The organism is Alteromonas sp. (genome assembly GCF_984505615.1).
In genome coordinates this window covers 15,353-27,554 of the sequence record NZ_CFHOXV010000009.1, presented here as the reverse complement: position 1 = coordinate 27,554, position 12,202 = coordinate 15,353, and the positions used below count along the sequence as shown (strand labels likewise).

The 12,202-nt window shown below is 49.0% G+C and carries 13 protein-coding genes; 4 read left to right on the top strand and 9 right to left on the bottom strand.

Translation table 11 applies throughout. The annotated features are described in order from the left end of the window. Window positions 1-8 precede the first annotated feature (8 nt). The 4 genes from AC4PME_RS07970 to AC4PME_RS07955 all read right to left on the bottom strand — a co-directional run bounded on the left by AC4PME_RS07970 (window position 9) and on the right by AC4PME_RS07955 (window position 3,163). Window positions 9-290 (bottom strand): DUF3325 family protein, encoded by a 282-nt coding sequence (locus tag AC4PME_RS07970; protein WP_491044688.1) that lies wholly within the window; start codon window positions 288-290, stop codon window positions 9-11. Further along, window positions 287-565: a hypothetical protein gene (locus AC4PME_RS07965; protein WP_491044689.1), complete on the bottom strand. Its 279-nt coding sequence runs from the start codon at window positions 563-565 to the stop codon at window positions 287-289. The genes AC4PME_RS07970 and AC4PME_RS07965 overlap by 4 nt, the downstream gene beginning before the upstream one ends. Then, window positions 555-2,057 (bottom strand): PepSY-associated TM helix domain-containing protein, encoded by a 1,503-nt coding sequence (locus AC4PME_RS07960; RefSeq protein WP_491044690.1) that lies wholly within the window; start codon window positions 2,055-2,057, stop codon window positions 555-557. The genes AC4PME_RS07965 and AC4PME_RS07960 overlap by 11 nt, the downstream gene beginning before the upstream one ends. A 152-nt stretch (window positions 2,058-2,209) precedes the next feature. Further along, window positions 2,210-3,163: a cation diffusion facilitator family transporter gene (locus AC4PME_RS07955; protein WP_491044691.1), complete on the bottom strand. Its 954-nt coding sequence runs from the start codon at window positions 3,161-3,163 to the stop codon at window positions 2,210-2,212. A gap of 117 nt (window positions 3,164-3,280) precedes the next feature. On the opposite strand from AC4PME_RS07955, the gene AC4PME_RS07950 reads away from it, so the two are divergent. The 4 genes from AC4PME_RS07950 to AC4PME_RS07935 are packed head-to-tail and all read left to right on the top strand — an operon-like array spanning window position 3,281 to window position 7,667. Then, the gene (locus AC4PME_RS07950; RefSeq protein ID WP_119499636.1) at window positions 3,281-4,093 is read left to right on the top strand and encodes a hypothetical protein; all 813 of its coding nucleotides are present in this window, start codon (window positions 3,281-3,283) and stop codon (window positions 4,091-4,093) included. Window positions 4,094-4,102: 9 nt separating this feature from the next. Further along, window positions 4,103-5,140, top strand: coding sequence for an extracellular solute-binding protein (locus AC4PME_RS07945; RefSeq protein WP_491223562.1), 1,038 nt, complete (start codon window positions 4,103-4,105; stop codon window positions 5,138-5,140). Continuing rightward, a complete protein-coding gene (locus AC4PME_RS07940; RefSeq protein ID WP_491044693.1) occupies window positions 5,137-6,657 on the top strand; it encodes an ABC transporter permease in 1,521 nt (506 codons plus the stop codon). Before AC4PME_RS07945 ends, AC4PME_RS07940 begins: the two co-directional genes overlap by 4 nt. Beyond that, a complete protein-coding gene (locus tag AC4PME_RS07935) occupies window positions 6,657-7,667 on the top strand; it encodes an ABC transporter ATP-binding protein (protein ID WP_491044694.1) in 1,011 nt (336 codons plus the stop codon). The genes AC4PME_RS07940 and AC4PME_RS07935 overlap by 1 nt, the downstream gene beginning before the upstream one ends. 85 nt (window positions 7,668-7,752) lie before the next feature. On the opposite strand, the gene AC4PME_RS07930 is transcribed toward AC4PME_RS07935, so the two are convergent. The 5 genes from AC4PME_RS07930 to AC4PME_RS07910 all read right to left on the bottom strand — a co-directional run bounded on the left by AC4PME_RS07930 (window position 7,753) and on the right by AC4PME_RS07910 (window position 12,139). Continuing rightward, window positions 7,753-8,781 carry a methionine synthase gene (locus tag AC4PME_RS07930; RefSeq protein ID WP_119499640.1) on the bottom strand — a complete coding sequence of 343 codons (1,029 nt, stop codon included), beginning with the start codon at window positions 8,779-8,781 and terminating at the stop codon, window positions 7,753-7,755. 24 nt (window positions 8,782-8,805) lie between these two features. Then, a complete protein-coding gene (locus AC4PME_RS07925; protein WP_491044695.1) occupies window positions 8,806-9,792 on the bottom strand; it encodes a DUF1852 domain-containing protein in 987 nt (328 codons plus the stop codon). A 172-nt stretch (window positions 9,793-9,964) separates the two neighbouring features. Beyond that, complete coding sequence (locus tag AC4PME_RS07920) at window positions 9,965-11,578, bottom strand: PepSY-associated TM helix domain-containing protein (RefSeq protein ID WP_491044696.1); 1,614 nt, start codon at window positions 11,576-11,578, stop codon at window positions 9,965-9,967. Continuing rightward, a complete protein-coding gene (locus tag AC4PME_RS07915) occupies window positions 11,575-11,874 on the bottom strand; it encodes a hypothetical protein (RefSeq protein WP_119499643.1) in 300 nt (99 codons plus the stop codon). Before AC4PME_RS07915 ends, AC4PME_RS07920 begins: the two co-directional genes overlap by 4 nt. Window position 11,875: 1 nt before the next feature. Then, window positions 11,876-12,139: a hypothetical protein gene (locus AC4PME_RS07910; RefSeq protein WP_119499644.1), complete on the bottom strand. Its 264-nt coding sequence runs from the start codon at window positions 12,137-12,139 to the stop codon at window positions 11,876-11,878. Window positions 12,140-12,202: the final 63 nt, after the last annotated feature.

Here is a 12,202-nt window from a genome sequence, read left to right as displayed (position 1 = left end):
TGTTGTAGTTATTTCCGGGCTTTGCGCCTCTGATTATTTGATATGTAAAGGGCTACCAGTAATGCGCCAACGGTCATTTCGTAGCACCAGTAAACGATGCCCTCAGCAATGCCTTCACTTTCACAGGAAAGGATTAGTGAGAGGGTTAAAAGCAGAAATCCGGCATATTTCAGGGTGTTGTCTGACAGGGGAACAGAAGCCGGCGAAATCAAAAATTTGCGGTTACGGGGCATGGCAGCGGCCAGGCACCAGAATGCCACAGTACAAAGAAGCAAAGACAGCAGGGTCACAGGTTGCTCCCTATGCTGATAAACAGCCAGCAACTCAGGCTTGATAAGAGCACGACAGCACTGGTACGCAGCAGTTTACGGGTGGCAATAATCCATATCACCAGCACGCTGTAGGCAATAAAGCCAAATAACATGCACCAGATAAACGTTACGGCTTTATCAATCTCAGCCAGTTGAAAAAGCAGTCCGGTAAGTGCAACAGACAGCAACGAAACCAGTGCAAAGCTCCCGAACACGGCCAGCACCAGGCGCCAGACAAACAGGCTATTTTGCATAGTGCCCCACCTCTGTTTCGATGGCTTGATGGTGTTTCCTGTTCAGTATTTTCCACTGCAACAGGAACAGACAGCCTGTCACTAGCAGGCAGATATCCATCACCAGTAAAATACTGTCTTCCGGGAGCTGATATGTACCAATATGTTTTGTCACAGTTATCATGCTGAGCAGTGGCAGCAACATGAAAGTCACAGCATTGAGCATGGATGAGTAACGCCAGCGCCTGTGTTCGCCGGTCAGTAAAGACATCACCAGCACAATGAGCCAGCCGGCAAAAAATACGTCAATTTCTGATTGCGCGCGGTCAGTGAGTGTTTCCGGTAAAACGCGGTTAGCAAGAAAGAAACTGGCCACCGCAAAAGGCAGACCCATAATGGTTGCTGCATTTAAAACCCGTACCCATTGATGACCTTTGTGAGGCGCTTTCTTTTCCCGCTTTTTACTCCACAATACCAGGCCGGTAGCAATCATCACCGAACCTGTGATACCGGAGATAAAATACAGCCAGCGCAGTGGCCAGTCAGCGAAGCGGCCGGCATGCAGATTTATCATGGTTCTGCGGGTTTGCTCTGCCACGGAGGGGACTGCGCGGGTCGACAACAGTTCACCGGTGGCTGTTGAATACACAAGGCGGCGGTACGGAGAAATCAGCCCATTGGTCGGTACTTCCATAAATTCGATGGAACCGTTCTTATCTGTGGGGTTATCAACCCCGATAAACGTAATTTCAGCGCCGCCCAGGCGTTTCTGTGCGTCGTCGAACAGCGTCTGCAAATTCACCGGTTCCGCCCTGATGCCACTGGCAGCAGGTTGCGCCTGCCTGGCTTCAACAGCCTCAAAATAACTGCCCCTGTCACCGAACGTGGTGTTCATGGCCCAGCCGTAAATCATCAGCATGAGGGTAACCAGGCCGGTGTAGGTGATCATAAGATGGAAGGGCATGGCCAGCACGGAGGTCAGCGTATGGGCATCCAGCCAGCTTCGCATACCCATGCCTGACTTGAAGGTGAAAAAGTCCTTAAAGATTTTCTTGTGAATAATGATGCCGGAGATGAGAGCGATAAACATGCACATGGCAGCTATGCTGACCAGCCACCGTGCCCAGATCACCGGCATATAATGAAGATCAAAATGGAAGCGGTATAGAAAGTTGCCGCCACGGGTCTCTCTGACTGACACTTCCTGTCCCGTGCCATCCAGTGTCGCTCTTTTAAAGCCACGGGGACCGGCGTCACTGGCCCGCCAGAAGAGTGTGGACACCGTATCCCGTTCACCCGGCACGCCGATGGACCAGCGCGGTGAGTCGGGGGCTTCTTTCAGCAGAAAGGCCTGAGCATTGGAGACGGCATTGGCCGGAGTGGCCGGGTGAGTCAACTCCGGTTGCATCCAGCGGGTTATTTCAAACTGGAAGAAAGCCAGCGTACCGGTAACAAACACAGCGAACAGCAACCAGCCCAATATCAGGCCTGTCCAGGTGTGCAGCCAAGTCATACTGTCTCTGAAGCGTGAAAACATAATCTTATACTTGGTTTTAGAAGAGTGACTACCGTGGATCGCTAGGGGCAGCAAGTATGAAAGCGCTTAATTCTATCTTAAGTTAAAACCAAATGATAATTGTTTTTATTTTCGTGATGTGTTCCTGATCACTTTGAACCGGACGCCGGATAATCTTCTACGTCCTCGATGACCCGGCGCTCAAGCCGGGCTTCGCCCTCGGGATCAGCATGAATAATTACATCGGCGTCGGTAAATGAATTTTCTATCTGCAATTCAACTTCATCGGTGATGTCGTGGGCTTCGCGGAAAGACAGTCCGGCATCAAGCTGAATGTCGAGCTGTATAAAGCTCTTATCACCGGCGCGGCGGGTACGCAAAGCGTGATAGCTCAGAACATTGGGATTGGCTTCGAGAATTTGTTTTATGGTTTCTTTATCTTCTTCCGGCAACTCTTCATCCATGAGTTGGGGAATGGCGATTTTTGTTACCTGCCAGGCGGAATGTGTGAGAACTAATCCCATTGTCAAACCGGCCACGGCATCCAGTCTTGGAATATCGTAGTAACTACCTGTAAATACTGCCAGCAGCGCACCGGTAATAGCAAAGATGTCGCCAATGTAATGAGCCCGGTCAGACTGAATGATTAATGAACGGGTGCGCTTTAATGCCAGCGTCTGGAATGATACCAGCAGAATGGTTGCAATCAGCGAAAACAGAAGTACGCCAACCGCAATGTCAGGTCGGGTAACCGGCTCCGGATCCACAAGATGATGCACCGACTCCCACAATACCAGCGATGCCGAAGCGCTTATCAGAGCGACCTGGCCAAGAGCGAATAACGCTTCTGCTTTATGGTGTCCGAATTTGTGATTGGTATCAGGTTGAAGGGCAGCATATGAGGCCACACCTGCGGCTGCAACACTGACCAGTAAATCGATACCACTGTCGGCAAGTGAGCCGAGAATGGCAGCAGAACCAGTGATAAACCAGCCGCCGATTTTTAGCAGGCAGAGCAGGGAAGCCACGCACACCGCAGCACCTGTTGCTACTTTCACCCATTTGCTGCGTTCATTGCGGCATCCATTTGTGTTTGCATTCATGGGATTTTCTCCTGCGACAGAGTATGTTTGACTGTTATAACACATAACGTCTATGGCTTTACTTGCAAATTGATAATAAGTATCATTTTCAAAAAAATGAACATTTAAGGATTAATCATGACTTTCTCAGGATCAACCCGTTGTAAAATTGCCTTAGTGCTGGCACTTTCTATCGGCAGTTTTTCTTCTCAGGTATCAGCAAATGGTGCTATCGGTGATCACGTAAATAACCTTCACGCGCACCTGGGCGAATACTCAGAAGAAGTGCAGTGGCTGGAAGATAAATTTGGTGCCGTCGTTGATGCCTACGAAAAGCAGGGCAAAGGAAAAGTAGATACTGACGTCATGATTGAGTACTGGGAAGAAGTAGATTTCCATTCAGCCATTGAGACACAGTATGTGCCTGTTTATGCGACCATCTGGCAAGGCATTTACGGTGTAAAAACAGCCATCGATAGTGGGGCCGCTACGGCAGCAGTCCGTGCTGAAGAGGCAAAACTGGTACATGCACTCTGGCAGGGCCTGGGCGCGGTAAAACTGGCCTCTCAATATCAGAAAAAAGGCCTTATCGACCAGGTTCAGACCACCGAAGCTGAACCGACAACACCAACAGAAGTCATTGATGACATTAAAGTACGTCTTGACCGCGTAGTAGCAAAGTATGCAGAACAGTTGTCTGAAGTGGCAACCACACTGGTATTTGATACTTACCTGCAACGTTTTGAAGGTATTGAAGGTGCGCTGATTGAATTGGATGCGCCACTGGTTGAAGATCTTGAGAAAGATTTTAACGTATCTTTACCGCAAGCTATCGAGCAAGACAAAGGCGTGGATGCAGTGCGTGAAGTTGTCAACGCCATGCAGGTTAAGTTAGATAAAGCCTATACGTTGCTGGCAGAAGCAGAGAAAAATCGTAAGAGCGTGTTTTAAGGAATCACTATGCAACGCAGAACATTCGTCCGGGGCCTGGGACTGGCTGGTTTAGCTGGCGGTCTCGGGCTGTTACCCGGCATGTCCTTCGCTAATCCGGCAACCGCGGTATCTGTTGATTCACTGCCAAAATTGAAAGGCGACCTCACGCTTTATCTTGGCAGAGGTGAGGGCGGACTTTACGAGAATGTCCTTGAAGCGATCAAGAAAAAGAACCCGGAATTGAATTTACAAATTCGTCGCGGTGCGACGGCAGAGCTGGCCAATATGCTGGTCGCCGAAGCTAAAGCCGGCGTGAAACGGGCGGATTTGTTCTGGGCAGTAGATACCGGTTCTATAGGTATGATTACTGATCAGGGGCTGGCAAAGCCCCTGCCAGACGACGTGGTCAATCAGCTGAAACCGGGTTTTCAGTACCCTATGTGGTCGCCGGTAACCGGACGTATCCGCACTTTACCTTATAACACTGAGCGGGTGCGTGCAGACCAGATCCCTGACAGTGTGATGGCCCTTGCCGACACAGATTTGAAACTGGGCTGGGCACCTGCATATGCCTCTTTTCAGTCTTTTGTCACAGCGATGCGTATTCTCGAAGGTGAGAAAGCAACAGCCAGCTGGCTGAAAGGCGTGAATAGCAGGGCGAAGAAATATGCCGGTGAACTCGGTGTGGTGATGGGGGTTGAGCGTGGTGAGGTGGACCTGGGTTTTGCCAATCACTACTACACGTTAAGGCTTAAGTCCGGCAAGCCGGATGCCACCGTAGATATTGCCTACACAAAAGGTGATGCGGGGTGCCTGGTGAATGCCTCCGGCATTATTTCGCTCACTGAAGGTGATTTACCGGTAAACTTTATCCGTTACCTGCTGACCAGAGAAGTGCAATCTTATCTGGCGTCTGAAGCCTATGAAATTCCACTGGTCGGCGGCGTAGCTCCGCCTGATGGTCTCACGCCTCTGAGCAGTATTTCTCCTCCTGATTTGGATCTTCGTAAGTTAGCTGATATAAGACCGACATTAGACTTGATGAGGAATGTTGGCGTTCTGTGAAAAACCTGCCTAAATCGTACCCCTTTGCAATCATCATTGCGGTGATTGCAATTTTACCCGTCGGGGTTTTATTTTCCCTTGCCTCTGATGATGCCGCGTTTTTTGATACCAGAAATATCACTGTATTAATGAATACGCTGGCACTGATGGGGCTCACGGTGGCAGGGGCTGTGATGGTCGGGGTGCCCCTGGCGTTACTCACAGCATATGTCAGTTTGCCTTTAAAGCGGCTGTGGCTAATTTTATTTGCAGCACCGCTGGCTATGCCAAGTTACCTTGGCGCATTTGCCCTCTATTTTTCTTTCGGCCGGGGCGGCGAAATCGAGAGCTTTACCGGTTTGACCACGCCATCTTTGGAAGGGCTGTGGGGGGCAGGGCTGGTCATGACATTGTACACCTATCCGTTTGTGATGATGACCACCCGTTCCGCGCTGCTCAGCCTTGATGCCAGTCAGATAAACGCTGCCCGTACATTAGGACTATCATTAACTGCCAGTATTTGGCGTATCGTTTTGCCACGGGTCGTAAACAGTATTGCCGCCGGGGCATTGCTGGCGGCGCTTTATGCGTTATCGGATTTCGGGACGCCGGCAATCATGGGGCTGGACACGTTTACCCGGGTTATTTTCGTGGAATACAACGCCTTTGGTCTCAGTCAGGCAGCCATGCTATCGCTGCAGTTAATGTTGATAGTCGTGCTTATTCTCTTCATCGAATCTCAAATCCGTGGTGCCAAAGAACGTCCTGGCAAACATATTCAAATACATGTTCATCCGGCGAAAAGTCTTGGTTTTGTGAGTCTGTTCTCACCGGTTATTCTGTTGTCTCTGGTTCTGCCTCTTGGTATTTTTGCGTTGTGGCTGGCCCGGGAGGGTGCTGAAGGCTTTGATATTGCCTATGCATGGAATTCCGCCTACGCCTCCATGATGGCCGCGGTTGTCGCAGTCATTCTGGCGATTCCCGTTGCCCATGCCGCTATTGCCGGCCGGGTAGGACGATTCTTTGAGCGAATAACGTATTTTGGATTCGGTGTCCCCGGCATTGTCATGGGCACAGCGCTGGTTTATCTCGGATTACAAATTCCGGTACTGTATCAGACGCTGGGCTTGCTGGTGATTGCCTATGTATTGCGCTTTTTGCCGCTGGCTGTGAGTACAGTTCGCAGTACTACTGAGAATCAGGATGGTGGCCTGGTAAACGCTGCGCGGGTATTGGGAGCTACGCCCAGAGAAGCGTTTTTCCGTATTACCTTACCTCTGACTGCGCGGGGCATGATTGCCGGTGCCGCATTGGTTTTCCTTGAAGTTATGCGTGAATTACCGGCAACATTGATGCTCGGGCCTACAGGTTTTGAAACGTTAGCAACGTACCTGTGGCGTGTTTATGAAGCTGGCTATTTCGGACGTGCCGCCGTACCTGGTTTATGTCTGGTGTTTATTTCCGGGCTCGGGTTAATCCTGATGCTCACCGGCGAGCGAAAAGCAGAATTTTCAGTTAATGAGAGTCAACATTCCTGATGCTAGAAGTTAATGGTCTATCAGTCGATTATGGATCTAATCGGGTAGTGCGAAATTTAGATCTCAAGCTTAACGAAAGCGAGATCTTAATGTTAGTCGGACCCACCGGTTGTGGAAAAACGACAGTTTTACAAGCACTCGCGGGTTTGATCCCCGTAACTGAAGGGAAAATTGCTCAGGGTGGATGGGTTTCCACACCTGAGAAACAGGTGCCACCGGAAAAACGCAACGTCGGGATGGTGTTTCAGGATTTTGCACTCTTTCCCCATCTCACCGTAGAGCAAAATGTTCAGTTCAGATTGAAAGACAATACGTTGGCTGATCACTGGTTGGAATTACTGGGTCTGAGTGACTTCCGGCACGCTAAGCCTTCGCGGTTATCCGGTGGACAAAAGCAGCGGGTGGCATTGGCCAGAACGCTGGCGCATGAGCCTGCTTATGTACTACTCGACGAACCGCTCTCGAATCTGGATGCCGCATTAAAAGATAGCTTGCGATGGGATATTCGTGATGCCCTCAAAAAGGCGGGTGTACCGGCAATTTGGGTAACTCACGATCAGGATGAAGCCCTGTCGGTCGGTGACAGAGTGGGAATCTTAAATAAAGGTGTGCTTGAACAACTGGATACACCAGAGCAGTGTTTTGAAAAGCCGGCCAGTAAATTTGTTGCACGCTTTCTTGGAGAAGCCAGTTTTCTCAAAGGGCGTATTTCCGGCAATGAAGTAGAAACCGCCATTGGCAACGCACCGGTGTATTCAGCTGATAATCAGCAAGAATTAGTGGAGTTGCTGGTAAGGCCCGACGATGTGATTATTACCGAAAAGCCGGAGCAGGCAAACGCGACGGTGTTGCGTAGTCGCTTTGAAGGTGGAAGCAGATTATTGTTCGCTGCGCTGGATTCGGGTGAAACTGTGAGTGCCAGAGTATCTCACGAATTGAAAGTAATGCCGGAGCAGCGGGTATTACTCACCTTGCAATCCGCCCATCCGTTGTCTGCATTTAATTTATAAGTCTCGCTGGCCGGGCAAAAAGTATATCGGAAGCACATTACCGGTTAATACGGTTAATGTGCTTCAATACCCAAGAAAACAGATATTAAGCAGATAGCTCTTTTCTGACAATATCTGCGCCAGCTGCCAGGGCCTCAAGCTTACCCCTCGCAATGTCCCGGGAAAGAGGAGCCATGCCGCAGTTGGTACAAGGATAAAGCTTGTCCGCATCAACGTATTTCAGTGCTTCGCGGATAGTCGCTGCCACTTCTTCAGCCGTTTCAATTTCCGGGGTAGCCACATCAATGGCGCCAACCATGACTTTCTTACCCTTAAGTAACTCAAGGACTTCAAAGGGCACACGCCCGTTGTGGCACTCCAGAGAAATAATGTCGATGCTTGATTGCTGAATGGCAGGGAACGTTTTTTCATAATGACGCCACTCTGCACCGAGAGTTTTTTTCCAGTCTGTATTGGCTTTAATGCCGTAGCCATAACAAATGTGAACGGCAGTCTCGCATTTTAAGCCTTCACAGGCTTTTTCCAGCGCTTCGATTCCCCACTCATTAACTTCATCGAGGAACACGTTAAAGGCTGGCTCATCAAACTGAATAATATTCACGCCGGCGGCTTCAAGCTCTTTAGCTTCTTCATTCAACGCTTTTGCGAATTCGAAAGCTAACGTTTTACGATCTTTATAATAATCATCATAGAGCGTATCAACCATGGTCATCGGACCGGGAAGTGCCCACTTGATAGGGCGGTCGGTTTGTGACCGCAGGAACTTAGCATCGTCAATAAACACGGGTTTCTGGCGGCTTACCGGGCCGACGATACCGGGCACGCTGGCATCGTAGCGGTTACGAATTCTGACTGTCTTTTTATTTTCAAAGTCCACGCCGCTCAAGTTTTCAATAAAGGTTGTGACAAAGTGCTGACGGGTCTGTTCACCGTCACTGACAATATCGATACCTGATTTTTCCTGTTCTTGCAGCGTCACCCTAAGAGCATCGTTTTTACCTGCAGCGAGGGCTTCTCCCTCAAGTTTCCATGGAGACCAAAGCTGTTCAGGTTGCGCCAGCCACGATGGTTTTGGCAGACTTCCGGCGGTGGAGGTCGGGAATAATTTTGTCATTGTAATACTACCTGTACCTTAAAATCAGATTGCTGACGCAGCAACGCCAGAGGCCCATTTCTGAAGCGTATTTTGATGTTTCTGAATGAAGTTTTCTTCGCACCATTTACCCTGCTCGATGGCAAGGCGGGCGCGCTCTTCCTTGTCGTACACCACTTGAGTAACTGAATAATCGTGATTTCTTAGGCTTGGCTTGTACACTTCACCGGCGACAGAGTTCGTGTTGTAAATCTCCGGGCGATAAATCTTCTGGAAGGTTTCCATGGTGCTCAGCGTGCTGATGAGCTCCAGTAAGCTGTAGTCGTTCAACAGATCGCCGAAGAAAAAGAACGCATAGGGCGCTGAGCTGTTAAAAGGCATAAAATAACGAACTTTCATGCCCATGGTTCTGAAATACTGCTCTGTCAAAGATGTTTCATCAGGTTTATATTCAGTGCCTAACACCGGGTGCTGATTACTGGTACGGTGATAGGTTTTGTTGTCTGAAACACTCAGGCAGATCACCGGCGGTTTACTGAAGTTCTCTTTATAAGCGCCGGAACTGATGAAGTCCTGAAACATTTTTCCGTGTAATTCACCATAGTTATCCGGTACAGAGAAATGGTCTTTCCCCTCATTGTGTTTGCGTAACACCACACTGAAATCGTAGTCGCGCACATAAGAAGAAAAATTGTTACCCACAATGCCTTCGATACGTTTATTCGTATAATGATCGACAACACTGGTTTTCAATACTTCAATCGTAGGGAAGGTCTCACCATTGCCTTCAACATCAACGTCGACATGCACGATATCGAGTTCAACGGAATACCGGTCTTTTTTTGGGTTATCCCAGTGTGCCAGGCTATTGAAGTTGTTATTGATCATGTTAATTGCTTTGCGCAGATTTTCCCGGCGGGCTTCACCACGGGCCAGGTTTGCAAAGTTCGTGGTAAGACGTGTATCGTCCGCAGGAGAGTAGTGCTCATCAAAGCGAACGGTCTTAATGGAATAAGTGAAATCGCTACTCATAATAGTCTGGTGCCCCATGCTCAAAACAAAAACTAACATTTAATGTGTTGAGCTGATTGTAGGGCGAGTTAACTATGATGAATATTGATATTAATTAATGGTTGTATGAGCCGTTTTCATGGTTTTGGGGGCGTGACCCGAACTGCCCCCTGTTTTTCAATAGTCATGGCTATCATTCCGGCACCACTTTGCCAGACGCGGAAGGTGAATCAACGGAAGTGTCTTTTATATACCAGATGCTATTTTTCTCTCCCCGTAAAGCCCGCGCACGGGTCTTCAAAGCACCTTTAAAAAATACATAAGCGAAGACACAGGCTGTCGCTTCAATCCACAGGTTACTTGCTGTGAGCCGCCACGATACTGCGGGTAAAACGAGACTGATAAGCGTAGTGACAGGAATACAAGCACAACATAAACTCAACAAGAGTTGCAAATGAATGGCGCTGCGTGCCGCACCTTTCAGGAAGCTGTAGGCCAACGCCAGCAGAAACACAGTGAAATAAACCCAAAGGTATGACTGATTTACCGGCTGCCCGGATATGTACATCCATTTTGAAGAAAGTAATGTTGCCGCCACGCCCAGCATTGACCCCACGCACACACCAACAGTGAGGTTTGCCATGACCGCGTTAGATGTGGATTGCACTGCCTGCTTCTTTCGTCTCTTTTCCAGCCACAGTAAATTTCCTGTGTAGAACAATGCTGCACCCATCAGGCCTAAAAAGAAGTACACCCAGCGGCCAAACGTACCTGCAAAGTTACCAAAATGCAGCGCAAATAAGCTTTTTACCAGCGGCCAGTATCCGCCATTTTCATCACTGCTGAGTGTGGAGTAGGTAACTTGTTGTGTGAAAGGGTGCATTAAGATCACATCAGAATCTGCAGTACGCTGGAGCACACCTTCTCCTGCAACATCGATGCGTACAGATGCTCTTTCTGTATCCAGATTTGAAAAGCTGAGTTGTTTGACCCGGTATCCTGATGTGGTTTCATTCACTTTCTGAATGAAACTGGAAATCGCCGGTAAGTCAGAAAGCGGGTAGACGTCAGAAGACTGACCGCCGCGCTGAAACATGGGCTCATCGCCGTAAATATAGTCCAGTCCGTCATAGATGACGTCATGAAAAGCGAATACAACCACCGTCCAGGCAATGATCAGGTGGAAGGGCAGGCTGGTGATGCCGAGCAGATTGTGGGTGTCCAGCCAGAAACGGCTGGTGCCTTTTTTCTGGCGAAGCGAGAAGAAGCTTTTCACCAGTGTCGGCAGCAGAAAGATAACCCCTGATACCAGCGCAACAAAGTAGAGTGCAGAGGCTATGCCCATTATCACCACGCCGAGATCTTCATGTCCGACTTTGCCGGGAATGCCTGCGGTTCTGTGCAGTTGATCGATGAGATCTCCCAGCACATTTTGTTCGCTGACGCTGGAGTACACTTCACCATGTTCGTTTAACGAGGCACTGCGAATCACACTGTTCAGTGAGATACCCCTTCCACCACCCTGTTCATACCAGAAAAGCGGAGATTGATTTTCTTCCAGGCTGACAGTAAAACCTTTGATAACATTTTCATGCGCCCGGGCGGCCTGTTGAATCAACGTATCATATTCGTTCAGTTCTACTTGAGGTAAATGCGTATCAGCGGGTATAGCCCATTCTGTAATGGGGGCTTTGAACATGGTCAGTGCACCGGCGAAAAAGGCAATAAAGAGTACCAGGCCCGATGTTATGCCTGTCCAGGTGTGTACAGATTGATAGATACGGATAATGTCGCTGCGGATTTTCATACTGCGCTCCTGAGCAAGGCAAAGAGACCCCAGCAAGCCAGGTTTGCTGCTCCGAGCCAAAGAAAGGCACTGCGGCCAGATTTAAACAGAAAACCAAATGCCACGATAATCAACCAGATGAAGGGGACCATCCACATCGTAAACTGGTCCTTATTAACGGCACCGATCCCGCCCGGACCATACCAGGCGAATAGTCCCATAATTGCGAAGGATAAAGTCAGGCCAAGTAAGCAGCAGGCAATACTCTTACTCCACCAGTCGGTACGGATTTTTTGTTCTTGCTTAAGCCTGCTCATATCAGGTTACCTTTCCCGCTTTAAATAACGTCATAACAGGCACAATGACGGACAGCACCGCCAGCAGAAGAGCCCAGGTAAATATGGCTGCGGCGACAGTCATGATTTGTAACCAGATCACAAGGGAAGCGCCGAGGAAAATATAGCCGGCGTACCTGAAAGCGGGACCTCCCTGCGAAGACGCAAACCGCTGGTTTTTATTGGAAAAGTACAGTAAGCCCATTCCCGCCAGCGCAGTGAGAAAGGCAACTAAGGAGAAAAGCATGACTGTCGGTCCCTGAAATCTTATGCAAATTAAACTAAAGTCTAACTTGTAATGATAATGATT